The sequence below is a fragment of the Streptomyces sp. EDA2-14 genome (genome assembly GCF_054963755.1).
Genome location: NZ_JBUEGE010000002.1, coordinates 671359 through 693685, shown reverse-complemented (window position 1 = coordinate 693685; position 22327 = coordinate 671359). Strand labels below are relative to the sequence as shown.

20 protein-coding genes are annotated in these 22327 nt (G+C 71.3%); 11 read left to right on the top strand and 9 right to left on the bottom strand.

What is annotated here, in order from left to right:
• Nucleotides 1-62 precede the first annotated feature (62 nt).
• Nucleotides 63-1334, top strand: a complete 1272-nt coding sequence (locus tag ACY34M_RS09545; RefSeq protein ID WP_462716592.1) for an amino acid deaminase — start codon at nucleotides 63-65, stop codon at nucleotides 1332-1334.
• Between the two features lie 197 nt (nucleotides 1335-1531).
• Nucleotides 1532-3130 (top strand): N-acyl-D-amino-acid deacylase family protein, encoded by a 1599-nt coding sequence (locus ACY34M_RS09540; protein WP_462716025.1) that lies wholly within the window; start codon nucleotides 1532-1534, stop codon nucleotides 3128-3130.
• Between the two features lie 15 nt (nucleotides 3131-3145).
• On the opposite strand, the gene ACY34M_RS09535 is transcribed toward ACY34M_RS09540, so the two are convergent.
• Nucleotides 3146-3763, bottom strand: a complete 618-nt coding sequence (locus tag ACY34M_RS09535; RefSeq protein ID WP_462716026.1) for an alpha-ketoglutarate-dependent dioxygenase AlkB — start codon at nucleotides 3761-3763, stop codon at nucleotides 3146-3148.
• 250 nt (nucleotides 3764-4013) lie between these two features.
• On the opposite strand from ACY34M_RS09535, the gene ACY34M_RS09530 reads away from it, so the two are divergent.
• Both ACY34M_RS09530 and ACY34M_RS09525 read left to right on the top strand, forming a co-directional pair.
• Nucleotides 4014-5225 carry a pyridoxal phosphate-dependent aminotransferase gene (locus tag ACY34M_RS09530; RefSeq protein ID WP_462716027.1) on the top strand — a complete coding sequence of 404 codons (1212 nt, stop codon included), beginning with the start codon at nucleotides 4014-4016 and terminating at the stop codon, nucleotides 5223-5225.
• A gap of 86 nt (nucleotides 5226-5311) precedes the next feature.
• On the top strand, nucleotides 5312-5722 hold the full coding sequence (locus tag ACY34M_RS09525) for an SCO4983 family protein (protein WP_462716028.1): 411 nt from the start codon (nucleotides 5312-5314) through the stop codon (nucleotides 5720-5722).
• Between the two features lie 72 nt (nucleotides 5723-5794).
• Here ACY34M_RS09525 and ACY34M_RS09520 read toward each other — a convergent pair whose 3' ends face one another.
• Nucleotides 5795-7633, bottom strand: a complete 1839-nt coding sequence (locus tag ACY34M_RS09520; RefSeq protein WP_462716029.1) for a phosphoenolpyruvate carboxykinase (GTP) — start codon at nucleotides 7631-7633, stop codon at nucleotides 5795-5797.
• 229 nt (nucleotides 7634-7862) lie between these two features.
• On the opposite strand from ACY34M_RS09520, the gene trhA reads away from it, so the two are divergent.
• Nucleotides 7863-8546: a PAQR family membrane homeostasis protein TrhA gene (gene trhA / locus ACY34M_RS09515; protein WP_462716030.1), complete on the top strand. Its 684-nt coding sequence runs from the start codon at nucleotides 7863-7865 to the stop codon at nucleotides 8544-8546.
• Nucleotides 8547-8581: 35 nt separating this feature from the next.
• Here the strand turns inward: trhA and ACY34M_RS09510 are convergent, their stop codons facing one another.
• Nucleotides 8582-10612: a thioredoxin domain-containing protein gene (locus ACY34M_RS09510; RefSeq protein WP_462716031.1), complete on the bottom strand. Its 2031-nt coding sequence runs from the start codon at nucleotides 10610-10612 to the stop codon at nucleotides 8582-8584.
• Between the two features lie 117 nt (nucleotides 10613-10729).
• Between ACY34M_RS09510 and ACY34M_RS09505 the strand changes: the two genes are divergently transcribed.
• On the top strand, nucleotides 10730-13939 hold the full coding sequence (locus ACY34M_RS09505; RefSeq protein ID WP_462716032.1) for a tetratricopeptide repeat protein: 3210 nt from the start codon (nucleotides 10730-10732) through the stop codon (nucleotides 13937-13939).
• A gap of 115 nt (nucleotides 13940-14054) precedes the next feature.
• Here ACY34M_RS09505 and ACY34M_RS09500 read toward each other — a convergent pair whose 3' ends face one another.
• Both ACY34M_RS09500 and mca read right to left on the bottom strand, forming a co-directional pair.
• The gene (locus ACY34M_RS09500) at nucleotides 14055-14297 is read right to left on the bottom strand and encodes a hypothetical protein (protein WP_462716033.1); all 243 of its coding nucleotides are present in this window, start codon (nucleotides 14295-14297) and stop codon (nucleotides 14055-14057) included.
• Nucleotides 14290-15171, bottom strand: a complete 882-nt coding sequence (mca, locus tag ACY34M_RS09495; protein ID WP_462716034.1) for a mycothiol conjugate amidase Mca — start codon at nucleotides 15169-15171, stop codon at nucleotides 14290-14292. Before mca ends, ACY34M_RS09500 begins: the two co-directional genes overlap by 8 nt.
• 133 nt (nucleotides 15172-15304) lie before the next feature.
• Here mca and ACY34M_RS09490 point away from each other — a divergent pair, with 133 nt between their 5' ends.
• Nucleotides 15305-15709, top strand: coding sequence for a DUF4307 domain-containing protein (locus tag ACY34M_RS09490; protein WP_462716035.1), 405 nt, complete (start codon nucleotides 15305-15307; stop codon nucleotides 15707-15709).
• A gap of 143 nt (nucleotides 15710-15852) precedes the next feature.
• A complete protein-coding gene (greA, locus tag ACY34M_RS09485) occupies nucleotides 15853-16350 on the top strand; it encodes a transcription elongation factor GreA (RefSeq protein ID WP_462716036.1) in 498 nt (165 codons plus the stop codon).
• 65 nt (nucleotides 16351-16415) lie between these two features.
• Here greA and ACY34M_RS09480 read toward each other — a convergent pair whose 3' ends face one another.
• The 3 genes from ACY34M_RS09480 to ilvA all read right to left on the bottom strand — a co-directional run bounded on the left by ACY34M_RS09480 (nucleotide 16416) and on the right by ilvA (nucleotide 19575).
• On the bottom strand, nucleotides 16416-17222 hold the full coding sequence (locus ACY34M_RS09480) for an ABC transporter permease (RefSeq protein WP_462716037.1): 807 nt from the start codon (nucleotides 17220-17222) through the stop codon (nucleotides 16416-16418).
• Nucleotides 17219-18214, bottom strand: coding sequence for an ATP-binding cassette domain-containing protein (locus ACY34M_RS09475; protein WP_462716038.1), 996 nt, complete (start codon nucleotides 18212-18214; stop codon nucleotides 17219-17221). Before ACY34M_RS09475 ends, ACY34M_RS09480 begins: the two co-directional genes overlap by 4 nt.
• Nucleotides 18215-18333: 119 nt before the next feature.
• Complete coding sequence (ilvA, locus tag ACY34M_RS09470; protein WP_462716039.1) at nucleotides 18334-19575, bottom strand: threonine ammonia-lyase; 1242 nt, start codon at nucleotides 19573-19575, stop codon at nucleotides 18334-18336.
• 174 nt (nucleotides 19576-19749) lie between these two features.
• On the opposite strand from ilvA, the gene ACY34M_RS09465 reads away from it, so the two are divergent.
• The 3 genes from ACY34M_RS09465 to ACY34M_RS09455 all read left to right on the top strand — a co-directional run bounded on the left by ACY34M_RS09465 (nucleotide 19750) and on the right by ACY34M_RS09455 (nucleotide 21047).
• Entirely contained in the window at nucleotides 19750-20235 is a 486-nt protein-coding gene (locus ACY34M_RS09465) for a MarR family winged helix-turn-helix transcriptional regulator (RefSeq protein WP_462716593.1), read from the top strand.
• A gap of 81 nt (nucleotides 20236-20316) precedes the next feature.
• A complete protein-coding gene (locus ACY34M_RS09460) occupies nucleotides 20317-20796 on the top strand; it encodes a sigma factor-like helix-turn-helix DNA-binding protein (protein ID WP_462716040.1) in 480 nt (159 codons plus the stop codon).
• Nucleotides 20793-21047, top strand: a complete 255-nt coding sequence (locus tag ACY34M_RS09455; RefSeq protein WP_462716041.1) for a hypothetical protein — start codon at nucleotides 20793-20795, stop codon at nucleotides 21045-21047. Before ACY34M_RS09460 ends, ACY34M_RS09455 begins: the two co-directional genes overlap by 4 nt.
• A 1-nt stretch (nucleotide 21048) precedes the next feature.
• On the opposite strand, the gene ACY34M_RS09450 is transcribed toward ACY34M_RS09455, so the two are convergent.
• Nucleotides 21049-22224, bottom strand: coding sequence for a cystathionine gamma-synthase (locus ACY34M_RS09450; protein ID WP_462716042.1), 1176 nt, complete (start codon nucleotides 22222-22224; stop codon nucleotides 21049-21051).
• Nucleotides 22225-22327: the final 103 nt, after the last annotated feature.

The following is a 22327-nucleotide window of genomic DNA, read 5'->3' as shown; positions in this document are numbered from 1 at the left end:
ACGGGCTGCCTGGAGGAGGCGCCGTGACCGCCCAGAACGCCGACAAAGCCGTCGAGCGCCGTATCGCTCGTCTTGAGGAGCTGGCGACGGAGCGGGTGGACTTCCGCTTCAAGGGACTGCCTCCCGAGGCGGACGGCGCCACGGTCGGCGAGCTGGCCGCGCGCCGCCTGAACCTCTTCACGGACGGCTTCACCACCCCCGTCCTCGCCCTCTCCGCCGAGCGCCTGGAGCACAACCTCGCGCTCATGGAGACCTACTCCGCCCGGCACGGCCTCGCCTTCGCCCCGCACGGCAAGACGTCGATGGCCCCGCAGCTCTTCCACCGGCAGCTGGAGCACGGCGCGTGGGGCATCACCCTCGCCGTCCCCCACCAGGTCCGCGTGGCCCGCGAGTTCGGCATCGACCGGATCTTCCTGGCGAACGAGCTGGTCGACGCGGCCGCGCTGCGCTGGCTCTCGAAGGAGCTGGACGCCGACCCGTCCTTCCGCTTCCTCTGCTACGTCGACTCCGTGCGCGGCGTCGAACTGATGCAGGCCGCCCTGACGGAGGCCGGCGCGGACCGCCCGGTCGACGTCGTGGTGGAGCTGGGCGCGGGCGACGGCGCGCGCACCGGGGCCCGCACCGAGGCGGACTGCGCGGAGATCGCGGAAGCGGTGGATGCGGCTGACAAGCTGCGCCTTGGCGGTGTCGCGGGCTACGAGGGCGAGGTGCCGGACGCGGACGGCGAGCGGGTGCGCGCCTGGCTGCGCCGGCTGGTGGCGCTCGCGGCGGACTTCGACAAGGCGGGCCGGTTCGCGGGCCTCGACGAGATCGTGGTGAGCGCGGGCGGCTCCGCGTGGTTCGACGCGGTGGCGGACGTGTTCGCCGAGATCCCCGAACTGAGCGCTCCTGTCGTGAAGTTGCTGCGCTCGGGCGCGTACGTCTCGCACGACGACGGCCACTACCGGCACCTCACCCCGTTCAACCGGGTCCCGGAGGAGGGTGCGCTGGAGCCGGCGTTCCGGCTGTGGGCGCAGTTCGTCTCGCGGCCCACCGACGGGCAGGCGTTCACCAACGCGGGCAAGCGGGACGCGGCGTACGACATCGATCTGCCGGAGGCGCAGGTCGTCCGGGACGCGCGGACCGGCGAGGTGCGCGAGGCCACGGGTGTCGCGGTCACCGGGCTCTCCGACCAGCACGGGTGGGTTCGTACGGAGCCGGGTGCCGACGTCGAGGTGGGCGACTGGCTCGGCATGGGCCTCTCGCACCCGTGCACGTCGTTCGACAAGTGGCAGCTCATTCCGCTGGTGGAGTCCGACGGCACGGTCGTCGACTACATCCGCACGTACTTCTGAGCCCAGCCGTCGCCCACGCCACGGGGCTCCGCCCCGGCCCCCGCTGCTCAATCGCCGCAGGGGCTTGAATTGCCGGCCGCCTTGGGCAATCTGCCGCCTTGGGCGGCAGGGTGGGCAAGGCGGCACCCCGGCGCCGCGCGCCGATACGACGGCCCACACCACGGCGCCGCACAACCGCACCCAGAGAGGCACCCCCCATGGACCTGGTCATCCGCGACGCGCGCGTCATTGACGGCAGCGGCGGCGCTTCCCAACGAGCCGACGTAGCCGTGCAGGACGGCCGGATCGCCGGGATCCACCGCGAGGGGGACGGCCCCCGCCCCACCGCGGAGCGCACCGTGGAGGCCGAAGGACTCGCCCTCTCCCCCGGCTTCATCGACATGCACGCGCACAGCGACCTCGCCGTGCTCCGCGACCCGGACCACAGCGCGAAGGCCGCCCAGGGCGTCACCCTCGAAGTCCTCGGCCAGGACGGCCTGTCGTACGCCCCCGTCGACGACCGCACCCTCGCCCAGGTCCGCCAGGCGATCACCGGGTGGAACGGCGACGGCTCGGACATCGACTTCGACTGGCGCACGGTCGGCGAGTACCTGGACCGCATCGACCGCCAGGGCATCGCGGTGAACGCCGCGTACCTCATCCCGCAGGGCACGGTCCGCATGTACGCGGTCGGCTGGGACGACCGCGACGCGACGCCGGCCGAGCTGGAGCGCATGAAGCAGCTGGTCGCCGAGGGGCTCGAACAGGGCGCGGTCGGCATGTCCTCCGGACTGACCTACACACCGGGCATGTACGCGAAGGACGCCGAACTCACCGAGCTGTGCCGGGTGGTGGCCTCGTACGACGGCTACTACTGCCCGCACCACCGCAGTTACGGCGCCGGTGCGCTCGACGCGTACCGGGAGATGGTGGAGCTGACCCGCACCGCGGGCTGCGCCCTCCACCTCGCGCACGCCACCATGAACTTCGGCGTGAACAAGGGCAAGGGCGTCGACCTGCTCGCCCTGCTCGACCAGGCCATCGCGGACGGCGCCGACATCAGCCTCGACACGTACCCGTACACCCCGGGCGCCACCACACTGGTCGCGATGCTGCCGAGCTGGGCCAACGAGGGCGGCCCCGACGCGACCCTCGCCCGCCTGAAGGACGACGAGACCGCCGAGCGGATCCGGCACCACGTCGAGGAGATCGGCGCGGACGGCTGTCACGGCGTGCCGATCGAGTGGGACAGGATCGAGATCTCGGGCGTCTCCGACCCGGGTCTGGCCTCCTGTGTCGGCAAGACGGTCGCGCAGGCCGCGGGCGAGCGCGGCGAGGCCCCCTGGGTCACCGCCCGCCGACTGCTGATCAACGACAAGCTCGGCTCGACGATCCTTCAGCACGTCGGCCACGAGGACAACGTCCGCGCGATCATGCAGCACTCCGTGCACACCGGCGGCAGCGACGGCATCCTCCAGGGCTACAAGCCGCACCCGCGCGCGTACGGCACGTTCCCGCACTACCTCGGCCACTACGCCCGCGACCTCGGCGTCATGTCGCTGGAGGAGACGGTCGCGCACCTCACCTCGCGCCCGGCCGCCCGGCTGCGTCTGCCGGACCGCGGCCTGGTCCGCGAGGGGTACCGCGCCGACCTGGTCCTGTTCGACCCGGAGACGGTCGCGGCGGGCTCCACGTTCGAGGCGCCGCGCACGCTGCCCGTCGGCATCCCGCACGTGCTGGTCGACGGCAGGTTCGTGATCGAGGACGGGAAGCGGACGGACGTCCTCGCGGGCCGTTCGGTGCGCAGGACCGTCTGATCACCGCAGTACCTCTCACCGCACCCCGTGCGGCCGGAACTGGACACTGATCCGGCCTCCGGCCGCACGCGCGGACTTGGGGATCGCATGCTCCCAGGTCCGCTGGCAGGACCCGCCCATCACGATGAGGTCGCCGTGCCCGAGCGGTCGGCGCACGACCGGTCCGCCGCCGACGGGCCGCAGCGCGAGATCGCGCGGCGTGCCCACGGACAGGATGGCGACCATCGTGTCCTCGCGGGCGCCGCGCCCGATCCGGTCGCCGTGCCAGGCAACGCTGTCCCGCCCGTCCCGGTAGTAGCAGAGGCCCGCCGTGCTGAACGGTTCGCCCAGCTCCCGCGCGTAGTGCCCGGACAGCGCGTCGCGCGCCGTGTCGAGCACGGGGTGCGGCAGCCGCTCCCCCGCCCCGTAGAACTTCAGCAGCCGCGGCACATCGACGATCCGCTCGTACATCTGCCGCCGCTCGGCCTTCCACGGCACACCGCCGGCGAGGTGCTCGTACAGCTCGTCGGCGCCGCTCAGCCACCCCGGCAGCACGTCGATCCAGGCCCCGTCGCCGAGCACGGTGCGCCGCACGGCTCCGAGCGGTCCGAGCGCCATCTCCTCGGCCTGGTCGAACAGCGATCCCTGAAGCATGGTTCCACCGTAACCAATGTTTCGAACATGCGCTCGATTTAACACAGGGCCGCCGGTCGCGAGGAGAGGCGTGGCCCATCTCACCCGCCCCGCCGACCCGCCCCATCAAAGCCGCACCCACCCCGGAACCCGCCGATCCGGAGGCATCCGGCACCGCGTGCCACCGCATCCGAAACCGGTGCCGCCCACCCCGCCCCACCGGCCGACAAAGGGTGCGCGCCATCCCGAAACGCAGCCGTAAAGTTTGGGGATGCAGCTCATCCAGTCGACCAAGCTCTCCAACGTCTGCTACGAGATCCGTGGCCCGGTGCTCGAGGAGGCGATGCGGCTGGAGGCGGCAGGGCACCGCATCCTGAAGCTGAACACCGGCAACCCCGCGGCGTTCGGCTTCGACTGCCCGCCGGAGATCCTCGAGGACATGCTCCGCAACCTCGGCGACGCCCACGGCTACGGCGATGCCAAGGGCCTGCTCGCCGCCCGCCGCGCGGTGATGATGCACTACCAGACGCTCGGCGTGGAGACGGACGTCGAGAACGTCTTCATCGGCAACGGCGTGTCCGAGCTGATCGTCATGGCGATGCAGGGACTGCTCGACGACGGCGACGAGGTGCTCGTCCCCGCCCCGGACTACCCCCTGTGGACGGCCGCGGTCTCGCTCTCCGGCGGCACCGCCGTGCACTACCGCTGCGACGAGCAGTCGGACTGGATGCCGGACCTGGCGGACGTGGAGCGGAAGGTCACCGACCGCACCAAGGCCATCGTCATCATCAACCCCAACAACCCCACGGGCGCCGTCTACAGCGACGAGATGCTGCGCGGCCTCACCGACATCGCCCGCCGCCACAACCTCCTCGTCTGCTCCGACGAGATCTACGACAAGATCCTCTACGAGGACGCCACGCACACCCCCACCGCCGCCGTCGCGCCGGACCTCATGACGCTCACCTTCAACGGCATGTCGAAGGCGTACCGGGTGGCCGGCTACCGGGTGGGCTGGATGGCGATCTCCGGTCCGCGCGCCCACGCGGAGTCGTACATCGAGGGCCTGACGATCCTCGCCAACATGCGCCTGTGCGCGAACATGCCGGGCCAGCACGGCGTCGTCGCGGCGCTCAGCGGGCGGCAGACGATCAACGAGCTGGTGCTGCCGGGCGGGCGGCTGAAGGAACAGCGGGACGTGGCGTACGACCTGCTGACGCAGATCCCGGGCGTGACCTGCGTCAAGCCGAAGGGGGCCCTGTACCTCTTCCCGCGGCTCGACCCGAAGGTCTTCAAGGTCAAGGACGACCGCCAGATGGTGCTCGACCTGCTGCGGGCCGAGAAGATCATGGTGGTGCACGGCACCGGCTTCAACTGGCCGGAGCCCGACCACTTCCGCGTCGTCACGCTGCCCGACACCCGGCAGCTGACGGAGGCCGTGACCCGGATCGGGAACTTCCTCGACGGCTACAGCCAGCCGTGACATCCCCACTTTGGACAGGTTCTAATTTAGACACGATCTAAGGTACGATGGAGGCCAAGCTGACACGCATGCCCTGGAGGCCTCCCATGTACGAGCCGATCCGCACCAAGTCGGTCCACTCGACGGCGGCCAACAGCGGCGAATTCCCCCACCGCTCCCGAGAGGAAGAGCTGGACATCCAGCTCGCCGGGCACCTGAGCGCGCTGCTCGCCCTCACCGACGAGCTGCGCGCGCTGCGCCCCGCGGCCGACCTGGACGAGGCGGCCGAGGCGCTGTCCGCGCAGGTCGCCCGGCTGCGCGGCGGCCACGCGCCGGTCCGCTCGACCGTGGCGGCCGCGGTGCACGAGCCGCACGTCGCCGCGCTGCACCAGCGGGCGCACGCCCTCGCGGGCCGCGCCCTGGTGGTCGCGGCGTCCCGCGCGGACACGGCGGCCGCGATCCTGGCCGCGCAGCGCATGGAGGCGCACGCGTCCGCGGGGGACCTCGTCGCTGTGTGACCGACGGAGAAAGACGGAGAAACGAGAAGGGGCGCGGCCTGTCGGCCGCGCCCCTTCTTCATCGCCTCAGCTCTAGCCGAGCCGCTCCACGAGCTTGCGGTACTCGTCCCACAGCTCCGTCGGCGTGTGGTCGCCGAACGTGTTCAGGTGCGCCGGGACGAGCGACGCCTCGTCGCGCCACGCCTCCTTGTCCACCGTCAGCAGGAAGTCCAGGTCGGCGTCGGCCAGGTCCAGGCCGTTCGTGTCCAGGGACTCCTTGGTCGGCAGGATGCCGATCGGCGTCTCGACGCCCTCGGCGCGGCCGTCGAGGCGGTCCACGATCCACTTCAGAACGCGCGAGTTCTCACCGAAGCCGGGCCACACGAACTTGCCGTCGGCGTTCTTGCGGAACCAGTTGACGTAGTAGATCTTCGGGAGCTTCGTCGCGTCCTTGTCGGCACCGACCTTCACCCAGTGCGCCATGTAGTCGCCCATGTTGTAGCCGCAGAACGGCAGCATGGCGAAGGGGTCGCGGCGCAGCTCGCCGACCTTGCCCTCGGCGGCGGCGGTCTTCTCGGAGGCGACGTTCGCACCGAGGAACACGCCGTGGTTCCAGTCGAAGGACTCGGTGACCAGCGGCACGGCCGAGGCGCGGCGGCCACCGAAGAGGATCGCCGAGATCGGCACGCCCCTCGGGTCCTCCCACTCCGGCGCGATGATCGGGCACTGCGAGGCGGGGGTGGTGAAGCGCGCGTTGGGGTGCGCGGCCGGGACGCCCGAGTCCGGGGTCCAGGAGTTGCCCTTCCAGTCGGTGAGGTGCGCCGGGGTCTCCTCGGTCATCCCCTCCCACCAGATGTCGTTGTCATCGGTGAGCGCGACGTTCGTGAAGACGGAGTTGCCCCAGAGGGTCTTCATCGCGTTGGCGTTGGTGTGCTCGCCGGTGCCGGGCGCGACGCCGAAGAAGCCGGCCTCGGGGTTGATCGCGTAGAGGCGGCCGTCCTCGCCGAACCGCATCCAGGCGATGTCGTCACCGATCGTCTCGACGGTCCAGCCGGAGATCGTGGGCTCCAGCATCGCGAGGTTCGTCTTGCCGCAGGCGGAGGGGAAGGCGGCGGCGACGTACTTCGACTCACCGGTCGGCGGGGTGAGCTTGAGGATCAGCATGTGCTCGGCGAGCCAGCCCTCGTCGCGCGCCATGACGGACGCGATGCGCAGGGCGTAGCACTTCTTGCCGAGCAGGGCGTTGCCGCCGTAGCCGGAGCCGTAGGACCAGATCTCGCGGTCCTCGGGGAAGTGCGAGATGTACTTCGTGGAGTTGCACGGCCACGGCACGTCCGCCTCGTCGGGACCCAGCGGGGCGCCCAGCGTGTGCACGGCCTTGACGAAGAAACCGTCCTCGCCCAGTTCGTCGAGGACCGGCTGGCCCATCCGGGTCATCGTGCGCATGGAGACGGCCACGTAGGCCGAGTCGGTGATCTCGACGCCGATCGCGGACAGCGGCGAGCCGAGCGGACCCATGCAGAACGGGACGACGTACATCGTGCGACCGCGCATCGAGCCGCGGAAGATCCCCCCGTTCCCCTCGTTGCCCCGGAAGATCTCCCGCATCTCGGCGGGGGCCTTCCAGTGGTTCGTGGGGCCCGCGTCCTCCTCCTTCTCGGAGCAGATGAACGTACGGTCCTCGACCCGCGCGACATCGGTCGGGTCGGAAGCGGCGTAGTACGAGTTGGGGCGCTTGATGGGGTCGAGCTTCTTGAACGTCCCCTGCGCGACGAGTTCCTCGGCGAGGCGCTCGTACTCGGCCTCGGAGCCGTCACACCAGACCACACTGTCCGGCTGCGTCAGTTCGGCGATCTCGTTGACCCACGAGATCAGTTCCTGGTGGTTGGTCGGGAGGGTGTCCAGGGAGGGAGCCGCGATGTCGCGCGCCACGATCGCTCCTAAATGAGGGGTTCTGAGGTTGATGCCCCGTGGGGGCTGCGACCCGGACGCTGCGCCTCCCAATCCACTGGAGCTCAGTGGGCGCTCATCCGGTGCCGACCGCACTCATTTGATCATCCGACCGAATCGCCCATCTGTCCAGGGGGCCTCACAGGTGAGCGAGGTGAGCATCACCACTCGAACGGCCCGTTACCTACGGTCGCGTAGGTACGATGCCGGGATGAGCGTCGCCACCGAGCAGCCCGAAGTCCCCGCCGTCCAGCCCTCCGCGCTGAAGCCGAGACTGCGCGGATGGCTGCACGCCGGCATGTTCCCCGCCGTACTGATCTCGGGCATCTTCCTCACGGCCCTCGCGGACTCCACGCGCGGCAGGGTCGCCTGCGGGATCTTCGTCCTCACAGCCTGCCTGCTGTTCGGCGTGAGCGCCCTCTACCACCGGGGGAACTGGGGGCCGCGCGCGGGCGGCGTCCTGCGCCGGCTCGACCACGCGAACATCTTCCTGATCATCGCCGGTACGTACACGCCGCTGACCATGCTTCTGCTGCCCGGCGCCAAGGGGCAGTGGCTGCTGTGGGGCATCTGGGCGGCGGCCGCGGCGGGGATCATCTTCCGCGTGTTCTGGGTCGGCGCCCCGCGCTGGCTCTACACGCCCTGCTACATCGCGATGGGCTGGGCCGCCGTCTTCTTCCTGCCGGACTTCATGCGCACGGGCGGCATCGCCGTGCTCGTCCTGGTGATCGTCGGCGGACTGCTCTACAGCGCGGGCGGGGTCATCTACGGCATCAAGCGCCCGAACCCCTCCCCGCGCTGGTTCGGCTTCCACGAGGTCTTCCACTCGTTCACGCTGGCCGCGTTCGTCGTGCACTACGTGGGCATCTCGCTGGTGGCTTACCAGCACGGCTGACCCCCTGCCGGGGGCCGGCCGTGCCGGTCCCCGGCCTACGCCTGCGTCTCGCCCAGCATCCGCCCCAGCTCGTCCGCGTCCGTCACCGGCGCGTCGCACACGAAGTGGCGGCACACGTAGGCGGCCTCGCGTCCGTCGACGAGCGGCCGGTCGGCCAGCAGCGGAAGCTCTCCGCCACCCTCCGCACCGGCGGCGACGACGGCACCGGGCGCCGTCCCGGTGAGCGCCGCGTGGTGCAGCCGCCCGCCGACCTCCCCCACGACCGCGATCTCGCGCGGCCCGTCGAGCAGCGCCTCGGCGACCGCAAGACCGTTGCCGATGAACCGCGGCGCCCGCGGGCCCAGCGCCTTGACCACGCCGAGGGCCCGCTCCGCGGCAGTGCGGTGCGGTTCGGAGCCGGTGTGCGCCGCGTACGACAGGAGGGCGCCCGCGGCGGCGGTCCAGCCGGAGGGCGTGGCGTTGTCCGTCGGGTCCTGGGGCCGCCGGATGAGCTGCTCCGCGTCGGCCGCGGTGTCGTACAGCGCCCCGCTCTCCGGGTCGGTGAACCGGTCGATGACGTGGTCGAGGAGGAACCCGGCGAACTCGAGCCACACGCCCTCGCCGGTCACGGACGCGAGCGCGAGGAAGCCCTCGGCGACGTCCGCGTAGTCCTCAAGGACGCCCGCGTTGGCCCCGACGTGCCCGTCCTTGCTGGTCCGCGCCAGCCGGGCCAGCGGGTCCATGTGCAGGCGCACGAGCAGGTCGCCCGCGCACACGGCGGTGTCCACGAGGTCCTGGCGCCCGAAGTAGGCGCCGGTCTCGGCGAGCGCGGCGATCGCGAGCCCGTTCCACGCGGCGACGACCTTGTCGTCCCGGCCGGGGGCGGGGCGCTCGTCACGGGCCGCGGCGAGCCGCTGCCGGATCCGCTCGATCTGCGCGGCGTCGAACACCGCGTCCTCCTGAGGGAGCTGGAGCACGGAGGCGCCCTCCTCGAAGGTGCCCTCCGCCGTGACGCCGAAACAGCGGGCGGCCACCTCCGCGTCGTCCTCACCGAGGACCTCGGTGAGCTGCCGCGGCGTCCACACGTAGTACGCGCCCTCGACGTGCTTGCCGCTCGCCGGGTCCTCGCTGTCGGCGTCGAGCGCGGACGCGAACCCGCCCTCGTTCGTGCGCAGCTCGCGCACCATGAAGTCGGCGGTCTCCAGAGCGACGCGCTTGGCGAGCTCGGAGCCCGTGGAACGCCACAGGTGCGCGTACGCGCGGCACAGCAGCGCGTTGTCGTACAGCATCTTCTCGAAGTGCGGCACCGTGAACTCCCGGTCCACCGAGTACCGCGCGAAGCCGCCGCCGAGCTGGTCGTAGATCCCGCCGCGCGCCATCCGCTCGCACGTGTCGGCGGCCATCTGCAGCGCGCCCTCCGCGCCGGTGCGCGCGTGGTGCCGCAGCAGGAACTCGATCACCATGGACGGCGGGAACTTGGGCGCGCCGCCGAAGCCGCCGTACGTCGCGTCGTACTCGCGGGTGAGCCCGAGCAGCGCCTGCGCCAGCTCGTTCTCCCCCGGCAACTCCGTGTTCCCGTACGGCAGTTCCCGCCCGGCCAGATCGGCGGTGATCTTCCCTGCGACCTCGGTGACCTCGCCGTGCCGCTCGGTCCACGCGTCCCGCACGCCCTGGAGGACCTGGGTGAACGAGGGCATGCCGTGCCGCTGCTCGGGCGGGAAGTACGTGCCGAAGTAGAACGGCTCGGCGTCCGGCGTGAGGAACACGGTCATCGGCCAGCCGCCCTGGCCCGTGGCGGCCTGCACCGCCTCCATGTAGACGGCGTCGACGTCGGGGCGCTCCTCACGGTCGACCTTGACGCTGACGAAGTTGTCGTTCAGGACGGCGGCGGTGGCCGCGTCCTCGAAGGACTCGTGGGCCATCACATGGCACCAGTGACAGCTCGAATACCCGACGCTGAGCAGCACCGGCACCCCGCGACGCCGCGCCTCCGCGAAGGCCTCGGCCGACCAGGGCCACCAGTCCACCGGGTTGTCGGCGTGCTGGAGGAGGTAGGGGGACGTCTCATGGGCCAGTCGGTTCGGCATGCCTCCCATCCTCGCTCATGGCGATCCACGTCGCGTCTCTGATCGCCGGGACCCTCGCGCCGACACCCCATACGCAGCACACTTGACCCCGTACTGTCGCCATCGGAGGGGGTCAAGATGCGGGACAGCCATCGGGCGGAAGCCGAGCGGCTGTTGGCTCGGGCAGTGGAGGAAGAGGTCAGGCGGTCCGGCGGGCGGGCGGACGGGGCCGTACTGCTGTCGCGGGCCAAGGGCGCGCTCGACGCCATGGGGCGCAGCGCCGCCGACGAGTACGACGCGTTCACCCGGGCCCTCGACGAGGCCGACGCGGGGCGGATGACGTTCGGGCAGCGGTTCGCCAAGGAGGGCGGGTCAACTCCGCTGATGGTGGCGGGAGTCGGCGCGGTCACCGCCTGCGTGGCGGATCTGGTGCTGGGCGCGGGGACCGGGACGGCCGTCGGCGCGGGTGTCGCCGTCGCCGTGCTCGGGTCCGCCGCGACCGTCGCGAAGGTGACCGCCGCGCACCTGCCGGCCGCGAGCCGCAGCGCCGGGGCGCGCAATCAGCCGGGCGGTCCTGAGCAGTTGCGGCTGCAGTGGCTGACCGCCCTGGAGGTGCGGGGCATACGGCCCTTCCTCGATCAGCAGCGGGTGCTCGCGGCGAGCACCGGCACGTCGAAGAAGACGGCGGCGCCGCAGCTGCGGCGGACCGACAAGAGCGCGGCCGCGCGGCGCCGCAGCGTGCTCGAGCAGTCGTTCGGCCAACTGCCGGAACCGGAGGGCCCGTTCGCGGGTCGCCGGGCCGCCATGTCGCAGATCGCGCAGTGGGTGCACGCGGCGCGGGCCAGCACCGAGACCCGGCCGACCGTGGTGGTGCTGCACGGGGAGCCGGGCTCGGGGCGCACGACGCTCGCGGTGCGCGCGGCGCACGAGCTGCGGGACCAGTTCCGCGGGGCGTGCGTGGTGGACTTGCGCGGCGACCGCCCGGACACGCCGCCGCTGCCCACGCGGGACGCCCTGCTGCACCTCCTGAACCGGCTCGGGGCGCCGCGCGAGCAGCTGCTGTTCCGTGAGCGGTCCTCGCAGGAACAGCAGGTCAAGCGGCTCAGCGAGCTGTACCACCAGCATCTGACCGGGCTGCCGGTGACGATCGTCCTCGACGACGCGGCGAGCGCCGAGCAGGTCCGCACCCTCGTCCCGGAGCGCTCCGACAGCCTCGTGATCGTCACGTCGCGCGAGCACCTGGACCTCGGCGACCACACGCCCGCCTGGGTGCACCACCTGCCGGTCAGGGCGCTCGACGCGGCGGGCGCGGAGGAGCTGCTGCGGGAGGCCGCACAGGACGCGAGCGGACCGTACGACGCGGAATCCTCGGACGCCGTACGGGAGTTGTGCGGCGGACTGCCGCTGGCGCTGCGGATCGCGGGCTCCGCGATCGGCCCGCGCACGACGCGCCAGCTCGCCGCCGATCTGGGCGCGTACGGGCCCGTGGACCCGGTCGACCGGGTGCTGTGGCTGCGCTACACCGACCAGTCCGAGCAGTGCAGGCGGCTGCTGCGGCGGCTCGCGCTCGCCGGGCGCGCCTCGCTGGGCGCCTCGGCCGCCGCGGCGCTGCTCGCCACGAGCAGCACGGACGCCAAGCGGCATCTGACGGCGCTCGCCGGGGCCGGGCTCGTCGACCATGTGCGCGGCAGCCGCTACCGGCTGCACGACCTCGTCCGCGCCTTCGCCCAGGCCCGTCTCGCCGACGAGGAGGAGCCCGCGGAGCGGACGGCCGCGCAGGAGCGGCTGATCCAGAACTACGCGGACCTGGCCGACTCGGTGATCCGCCTGGTCGACGGCAACATGTCGACGCGTGCGGGCCAGACCGGGCCGCACGGCTTCACGTCCCTGGACGCGGCGCTGCGCTGGCTGGACGACGAGTCGAGCTTCATCACGGCGGCGCTGCGGCACGCGGAGGGGGTCAACCAGGACGCGGTGCTCGGTCTGCTCGGCGCGCTGTGCGACTACTGCCTGCTGCGCGGCGATCTCTACCGGCTCGGCGAGATCCAGGAGTTGACGCAGTCCATCGACCAGGGCCTGCTCATGCGCTCGGTCCAGTGGCGCACGGGTATCGCGGCCCGCCAGCTCGGTGAGCTGGACAAGGCGCACACCACGCTGACCTCGGTGGTCGACCTGTACCGCGAGGCCCACCACCGCGCGGGCGAGGGCCGCGCCCTGTGCTCCCTCGGCATCACCCTGCACCACCAGGGCCAACTCACCGAGGCGGCGCAGCGGTTGCGGGAGGCGCTGGAGCTGCAGACGACGCCGGAGACGAAGGGCGACCGCGGCTGGACGCTGCACGCGCTCGCGGCGGTCGAGCGCGACCGGGCGAACGTACGCGAGTCGCTCACCCTGCTCACCGACGCGTTCGCCCTGCACCGCGAGAACGAGTCGCTGCACGGCGAGGCGTGGGCGCACTTCCAGCTCGGCCAGCTGTGCCTGCGGATGGGCAATGTGCCGCGTGCGGAGGAGGAGCTGCGGGCGGCGCTCGACCTGTACGGGCGCACCCGCGACAACCGCGGCCAGGCCTGGGCGCTGACCGAGCTGGCCCGCGCCCGGCTCATCGACGGCGAGGCGTCGGCGGCGGTCGACGGGCTGCGCCAGGCGGCCTCCCGGCACCGGGAGAACGAGGACGCGCGCGGCGAGGCGTGGTCGTACTACTACCTGGGTCAGGCCCTGGAGGAGGTCGGCGACCTCGACAAGGCGGTGCGGGAGCTGGAGCGCTCGCGCACGATGTTCTCCCGGATGCGGGACGTGTACGGGCTCGCCTGCGCCCGGCACCACTCGGCACGCGTCACCCGCGACGAACGGGCGGCGCAGACGGGCTCGCTCAGGAACTCCGGCTTCGCCCGGCAGCTCCTGGTCGACGCCCGCGCCGACTTCCAGCGCATCGGCGTGCCGCACGGCGAGGCGTGGACGTGCCTGGAGCTGGCGGTGGTCGACGCGGGCAACGCGCGGCTCGGGCAGGCGATGGAGCTGTGCGAGGAGGCGGCGGGCCTGTTCGCCGGGTACGGGGACCGCAGGGGCGAGGACTGGGCGACGTTCCTGCGCTGCACCCTGCTCCCGTACGCCTCGCCGGGCGGTTCGGAGGTGGGCACGGCGGTCGCCCAGGAGGAGCTGTCCCAGCTCGCCGAAGCCACGCACCCGGCCCGCGACGGAAAGCTCGACGACTACGTGGAGGCGTACCAGCTGCTCCTGGAGCGGGGGGTGGACCTGGACGCCGGCTGGCAGGCCTGGCGGCTCGGCATGGTGCCGAACCGGCACGCGCGGGACGTGATGGGAGTCGTCGAGGGCGCGCAGCGGTCGTAGCGGCACCGGTCGCACACGTCCGCCGCCGGGCCCCGTCCTGGACATGACAGGCAGGGGGCGCACGGCGGACAGCTCAGCGGCCCCGCGCGTCTCGTGCGCGGGGCCGAAGGCGGGGTCAGGAGGACGTCTGTCCGGCGTCCTTGCCGCTCGCCGCACCGGTGGACGGGTCCGACTTCTCCTTGAAGTCGACCTTTCCCATGTGCTTGTTCATCGACTTCATCAGGCCCCACACCGCGACGGCCATCACGGCGAAGACGATGAAGCCGAGCACGCCCGGAGTCACCTTGTTCTCGTCGACCTCCTTGGCGGCAAGGGGGACGAGATGGGTCAATGCCAGATTCGCGTTCACATCAGGCATTGTGTCGGATGCCCGCGAAGAGGTCGTCCTCGGGGAGGGAGGTATCGACGAGCGACTTCGCGAGCTCGTACTCCTCGGTCGGCCAGACCTCCTGCTGGATGTCCATCGGCACGCGGAACCAGCCGCCGTCCGGGTCGATCTGCGTGGCGTGCGCGATCAGCGCCTTGTCACGGATCTCGAAGAAGTCGGCGCACGGAATGTGCGTGGTCAGCGTGCGCTCGACCCGCGCCATGTCGTCCCAGCGCTTGAGCCAGTCCCCGTACGGCGACTCCATGCCGCGCTCCAGCAGCGCGTTGTGCAGCGCCTCGGTGCGCGGGCGGTTGAAGCCCTGGTTGTAGTAGAGCTTCTTCGGCTGGTAGACGGGGCCGAACTCGGCCTCGGGGTACTTCTCCGCGTCCGCCGCGCCCTCGAAGGCCACCATCGAGATCTTGTGGGTCATGATGTGGTCGGGGTGCGGGTATCCGCCGTTCTCGTCGTACGTCGTGATGACCTGCGGACGAAAAGTTCGGATCTGCTTGACCAGGGCGCCGGCCGCGTGGTCGACGTCCTCCAGGGCGAAGCAGCCCTCCGGCAGCGGCGGCAGCGGGTCGCCCTCGGGCAGGCCCGAGTCGACGAAACCCAGCCAGTCCTGCTTGACGCCGAGGATCTCGCGCGCCTCGTCCATCTCCTTGCGGCGGACCTCCCGGATGTTCTCCTCGACGAACCTGTCGCCCTGGAGCTTCGGGTTGAGGATGGAGCCGCGCTCGCCGCCCGTGCAGGTCACGACATGCACGTCCACCCCCTCGGACACGTACTTGGCCATCGTGGCCGCGCCCTTCGACGACTCGTCGTCGGGGTGGGCGTGAACGGCCATCAGTCGCAGCTGCTCAGTCAAGACAAGTTCCTCGGTGAGATTCGGGCGCCCGGGTGCCTGAGATGCACCGGGCGGCTTCTATAGTGACGGAACCGGGGGGTGGAAAATTCCGGTGCCCGCCGAACATGCCGGGCGACGCGAGAGGAACTGGCCGATGAGCGCCGTGCAGCAGCTGCCCGAGGGCCGATACGGATCCTCGCGCTCCGCCGACGCCCGCGCCGACCGCAAGCTGAAGATCACGGGAATCGTGCTCGGCGCCCTGTTCGCGGTCCTGCTGGTCTGGTTCGGCTGGTACTACGTCGTCGGCGGCAGCAAGTTCAGCGGCGAGGTCATCGCCTTCGACACGAACAAGCACGACGTCCAGGTCCACATGGAGATCCGCAAGGACACCGACGCCACCGGCTACTGCACGGTCCGCTCGCAGGACGCCGCGGGCGCCGAGGTGGGCCGCGCCGACTTCCGCTTCGACCAGAGGACCGAGCGGATCGACAAGGTCGTCACCCTGAAGACGACCGGCAACGGCACGACAGCGGAACTCATCGGCTGTCACGCCGACTGACCTGCGACGACGCAACACTGAGGCCTTTTGTCCTCCCCCTTTCACGTCTGAATTGTTAGGCTCGTGGTTTCGCCCACTCAGCAGGGAACATCCTTCTGGGTAGGGCGATGCTTTGTATACCCAGTACCTACGAGGAGCGACCTGTGACCCAGACCAGCGAAGACGTCACCTGGCTGACGCAGGAGGCGTACACCAAGCTCAAGGACGAGCTGGCGTACCTGTCTGGTCCCGCGCGCGAGGAAGTCACGCAGAAGATTGCGGCGGCGCGCGAGGAGGGCGACCTGCGCGAGAACGGCGGGTACCACGCGGCCAAGGAGGAGCAGGGCAAGCAGGAGCTCCGCATCCGCCAGCTGACCCAGCTCCTGGAGAAGGCCAAGGTCGGCGAGGCCCCGGCGGCGACCGGTGTGGTCGCGCCCGGCATGGTCGTCACGATCGCCTTCGACGGGGACGAGGACGACACCCTGGAGTTCCTGCTCGCCTCGCGCGAGTACGCGAGCAGCGACTTCGAGACCTACTCCCCGCAGTCCCCGCTCGGCACGGGGGTCAACGGCCACAAGGTCGGCGAGGACGCCGAGTACGAGCTGCCGAACGGCAAGAAGGCCTCGGTCAAGATCCTCAAGGCGGAGCCCTACAGCGGCTGACGCCCTCCGGACAGACAGGAGCAGGGCCCCGCGGCGCGTGCACGCCGCGGGGCCCTGTTTCTGTCTCAGCCCGCCTTGCGGTACTTGCGCACCGCGAGGGTGCGGAAGACCAGGATGATCAGGACGGACCAGATCACCGAGGCCCAGACCGGGTGCTCCATCGGCCAGGCGCCGGTCACCGACTTCGGCACGCCGTCGATCATGTTGCCGAACAACTCGCGGGCCGCCGCCACCGTCGCGCTGAAGGGATTCCACTCCGCGACGTACTGGAGGAACCTCGGCATGCCGTTGACCGGCACGAACGCGATCGAGATGAACGTCAGCGGGAAGAGCCAGATCAGGCCGCCCGAGGTCGCCGCCTCCGGGGTGCGCACCGACAGGCCGATCAGCGCGCCGATCCAGGTGAACGCGTACCCGAGCAGCAGGAGCAGACCGAAGCCCGCCAGGACCTTGCCGAGGTTCTCGTGCGTCCGCCAGCCGACGAGCAGCGCCACCACCGCGAGCACGGCCAGCGTCACCGCCGTCTGCACCAGGTCGGCGAGGGTCCGGCCGGTGAGCACGGCGCCGCGCGCCATGGGCAGCGAGCGGAACCGGTCGATGAGTCCCTTGTGCATGTCGTCCGCGATGCCCGCACCCGCGCCCGCCGTGGCGAAGGTGACGGTCTGGGCGAAGATGCCGGCCATCAGGAATTCCTTGTAGGCGCTGGCACTGACCCCGGCGCCCGGGATGGCGATCGAGCCGCCGAAGACATACGTGAACAGGACCACGAACATCACCGGCTGGATGATCCCGAACAGGATCATCTCGGGGATCCGGGTCATCCGGATCAGGTTCCGCTTGCCGACGACCAGGGAGTCGCTCCAGGCGCTCATGCCCTCGCCCCCTTCTGGTCCTCGACCGGCTCGCCCGCGTCGGGCGCCGGTTCCTCGGCGACATGGCCGGTCAGCGAGATGAACACGTCGTCGAGGGTCGGGCGGCGCAGTCCGATGTCGTCGATCTCGATGCCGCGCGCGTCCAGGTCGCGGATGACCTCCGCGAGGAGCTTGGCGCCGCCGGTGACGGGGACGGTCAGCTTGCGGGTGTGCTCGGCGACGGTCGTCCCGCCCTTGCCGAAGCCGCTCAGGACCTCGCGCGCGGCCGCGATGTGCTCCCGCTCGCGCACCACGACCTCGACGCGCTCGCCGCCGGTCTGCGCCTTGAGCTGGTCGGCGGTGCCGCGGGCGATGACCCGGCCGTGGTCCACGACGCAGATGTCGTGCGCCAGGTGGTCGGCCTCCTCCAGGTACTGGGTGGTGAGCAGCAGCGTCGTACCGCCCGCGACCAGCTCCTGGATCACCTCCCACAGCTGCTGCCTGTTGTGCGGGTCGAGGCCCGTCGTCGGCTCGTCCATGAACATCACCGGCGGGGACACGACGAGTGCGGCCGCGAGGTCGAGCCTGCGGCGCATGCCGCCGGAGTACGTCTTCGAGGGGCGGTCGGCCGCGTCCACGAGGTTGAAGCGCTCCAGGAGCTCGCCGGCCCGCTTCTTGGCGGCCTTCTTGGACAGCTGGTAGAGCTGCCCGACCATCTGCAGGTTCTCCCGCCCCGTCAGGTATTCGTCGACCGCGGCGAACTGGCCGGACAGGCCGATGGAGCGCCGCACCTCGTTCGGATTCTTCAGTACGTCGATGCCCGCGACGACCGCCCTGCCGCTGTCCGGCGTGAGCAGCGTCGTCAGACAGCGCACGGCCGTGGTCTTCCCCGCCCCGTTCGGCCCGAGCAGGCCGAGCACCGTGCCCTCCGGTACGTCCAGATCGACGCCGTCAAGGGCCCTGACATCGCCGAAGGTCTTCACCAGACCTTCGGCGTAGATGGCGCCTGGCATGTGGTTCCCCCATTGTGTGGGTGCTACCTGATGCGTTCTGTGCCTGGGTACATCGCCTTACGTGGAGAAAGTGTAAATATGCCGGGTTCGCTGCGCCCGGCGAACGGGTGAACCCGGGATCAGTCGATGACCGTGTAGCCCGCCTCCCGCAGCGCCGCGCCGACCTCGGCGCAGTGCGCGGGCCCCTTGGTCTCCAGGTGCAGCTCCACCTCCGCCTCCGTGAGCCCGAGCCGCGGATCGGTCCGTACGTGGCTCACATCGGTGACGTTGGCGTCGGCCACCGACAGCACCTGGAGGAGCGTGGCCAGGGCGCCGGGGCGGTCGGTCAGGCGCAGCCGCAGCGACAGGTAGCGGCCCGCGGCGGCCAGGCCGTGGGTGAGGACGCGCTGCATCAGCAGCGGGTCGATGTTGCCGCCGGACAGCAGCGCGACGACCGGGCCCTCGAACGCACCGGGCTCGCTCAGGAGCGCCGCGACGGGGCTCGCGCCCGCGGGTTCGACGACCTGCTTGGCGCGCTCCAGGCAGAGCAGCAGGGCGCTGGAGAGCGCGTCCTCGGAGACCGTACGGACGTCGTCGACAAGACCGGAGACGAGCTCGAACGGGACGTCGCCGGGCCGCCCCACCTTGATCCCGTCGGCCATCGTGGAAGGGGACTGGATCGCGACCGGGTACCCGGCGGCCAGCGAGGGCGGGTACGCGGCCGCGCCCGCCGCCTGCACGCCGATCACCCGCACGTCGGGCCGCAGCGACTTCACCGCGACCGCGATGCCGGCCGCGAGTCCGCCGCCGCCGACCCCGACGAGGATCGTGCGCACCTCCGGGCACTGCTCCAGGATCTCCAGGCCGAGCGTGCCCTGGCCCGCGACGATGTCCGGGTGGTCGAAGGGGTGGATGAACACCGCCCCGGTCTCCTCGGCGTAACTCTGCGCCGCGGCGAGCGTCTCGTCGACCACCTGGCCGTGCAGGCGCACCTCTGCGCCGTACTCGCGGGTCGCGGCGACCTTCGGCAGGGGCGCACCGACCGGCATGAACACCGTGGAGCGCACGCCCAGGAGTGAAGAGGCCAGGGCCACTCCTTGTGCGTGGTTGCCCGCGCTCGCGGCCACGACCCCGGCGGCCCGCTGCTCCGGCAGCAGCCCCGCGATCCGCACGTAGGCGCCGCGCAGCTTGAAGGATCCGGTGCGCTGGAGGTTCTCGCACTTGAGGTGGACCGGCGTCCCTGCCAGCTGGGACAGGTGGTGGCTGTGCGCCATCGACGTCACCCGCGCCACTCCGGAAAGCATCTTCTGGGCGCCGCGGACGTCGTCGAGGGTCACCGCGGGCGTCGAGGTCTGCAAGTAGTCGGACGCACTGTTGCTCATGACGAAAGTCTTGCAGCTCACGGCGCACGCCTCTCAAGATGCTCACGCTGCGAGACCGGATTGCGCACGGCCGGTACGGCCAGCGCTTTCGCCGCGTACCCTGTGGGCCAATCCAAGCAATCCACCACCCACGCATGAAGTGAGCCCCCGGCCATGCCCACACCACAGGAAACGATGGACATGACGACCGCCGGCGACACCGGCCTCCTCGAAACGCTCCAGCACGAGGTGGCGGTCTTCGCCCGTCGCGCCGAACAGACCCGGCTCGGCGGGGTCGGGCAGGTGCGCAATTCGATGGACCGAGCGGCATATCTGCTGCTCAACCGGCTCGACAAGGAAGGCCCGATGGGCGTCAAGGCGCTCGCGTCGAGCATGGGGATCGACTCCTCGACGGTGACCCGCCAGGTCGCCCCGCTCGTCGACACCGGCCTCGTCAAGCGCACGTCGCACCCGGAAGACGGACGTGCGGTGGTCCTGCAGCTGTCGCCGCGCGGCGCGGCCCGCCTCGACGAGGTACGCACGTCCAGGCGGGAATTGATGGCGCAGTTGACGCAGGAGTGGGAGCCGGAGGAGCGCGAGCAGTTCTGCGCGCTCCTCGCACGCTTCAATTCCGCGCTCTCCGCGCGCCACGGCCAGCCGACGCCGCCCGCCGACTCCTGAGGGTTCCCGCGCACACACGCGGAGGGCATGAGCGGCTCCCGCCCTCTTGACCAGGGAGCCGCGCTCGGCCTCATATGAAGGGTGCGAGAACGGCAGGCGTCGCGGGACGCCCGCCGGGCCCGTGAGTTCGAGGCGTTCGTCGCGGGCGCGGCCGGGCGGCTGTTGCGTGCCGCGACGCTCCTGACGGGCGAACCACCGGAAGCCAACCCGCGCGCGCGGCGGCTGCTCACGACCGTCCTCGGCCGGACGTACGCCTCCTGGGACCGTCTTCGGGGCGAGGATCCCTACGACTGCGCGCGCAAGGAACTGGCCGTCCGGTTCGCCCGCGGCGCCTGGCGGCAGCACCGCGCGCGGGGCGGCGCGCTGGACCGTCTCAGCCCCCAGGAGCGCCTCGTCCTCGTGCTGCGGCTCTTCGAAGGGGTCGGCGAGGAGCAGACCGCGTCGCTGCTCGGGCTGCCTTTGGAGCGCGTCCGCGCCGTGCACGCGCGGGCGACGGCCCTCGTCCTGCATCCGCCGCGCGGCCCCGCGCCCGCCGATCTGCGGGGAGCGGCCCCGGCATGAGTCTCCAGGAACGCAATGAGGCGGCCGTCCGCGCGGTGCTCGATGCCGGTCCCGTGCCCGTGGTGCCGGCGGAGCTGTGCGCGGAGGCGATGCGCAGGGGCGCCCGCGCACGCAGGAGGCGCCGCGCGGCGCAGCGGTTCCTGTGGTTCCTGCTGGTCGCCGCCGTCGTGGCGTTCGTGGTGTGGGCGACGGTCGAGCGGCCGTGGGTGGAGCCGCCCTCGAAGACGACTCCACAGCTCACCGGCTGGTGACCTACTTCTGGTCGAGGGCCTGCTGGAGGTCCGCGAGCAGGTCGTCGACCGACTCGATGCCCACGGAGAGCCGCACGAGGTCGGCGGGGACCTCCAGGGCGGAGCCCGCGACGGAGGCGTGCGTCATCCGGCCGGGGTGCTCGACGAGGGACTCGACGCCGCCGAGGGACTCGCCGAGCGTGAAGAGCTTCGCCCGGTTGCAGACCTCGACGGCCGCCTCCTCGCCGCCCTCGACCTGGAACGACACCATGCCGCCGAACGCCTTCATCTGCTTCGCCGCGATCTCGTGCCCGGGGTGCTCGGGCAGGCCCGGGTAGAGCACCTTCGTGACCCGCGGATGGCGGGTGAGCATGTCGGCGACGCGGGTGGCGTTCTCGCTGTGCCGGTCCATGCGCACGGGCAGCGTCTTGATGCCGCGCAGCACGAGCCAGGAGTCGAAGGGGCCCGCCACCGCGCCCATCGCGTTCTGGTGGAACGCGAGGTCGTCGCCGAGGGCGTCGTCGTTGACGACGAGCGCGCCGCCGACGACGTCGGAGTGGCCGCCCATGTACTTCGTCATGGAGTGCACGACGACGTCGGCGCCGAGCGCCAGCGGCTGCTGGAGGTAGGGGCTGGCGAAGGTGTTGTCGACGACCAGCTTGGCGCCCGCCCCGCGGGCGACCTGGGCGACGGCGGCGATGTCGGTGATGCCGAGGAGCGGGTTGGACGGCGTCTCGACCCACACGACCTTCGTCTTCGGGGTCATCGCGGCGCGCACCGACTCGACGTCGCTGGTGTCCGCGACCGACCACTCGACGCCCCACCGCGTCACGACCTTCGCGAACAGCCGGAACGTGCCGCCGTACGCGTCGTTCGGGATGACCACGTGGTCGCCGGGGCCGAGCAGCGTACGCAGCAGGCAGTCCTCGGCGGCCAGCCCGGAGGCGAAGGCCAGGCCGCGCCGGCCGCCTTCGAGCGCGGCGAGGTTCTCCTCCAGGGCGGTACGGGTCGGGTTGGCGCTGCGGCTGTACTCGTAGCCGCCGCGCAGGCCTCCCACGCCGTCCTGCTTGTACGTGGAGACCTGGTAGATCGGCGGGACGACGGCGCCGGTCACGGGATCGGCCGTGTTGCCGGCGTGGATGGCGGTGGTCTCGAAGCCGCGCGGGGTGCTGCCGCTGTGGCTGTGCGTGTCGCTCATGGCGCCCGAGCGTAGGCGCTCGGGCGCGTGGAGGTGGGGCGCAGCGCCCTTTTTGGCCGCCGCTCCTGTCGGGAACCCCTCGTCGGAGCGGCACGTTAGCGTT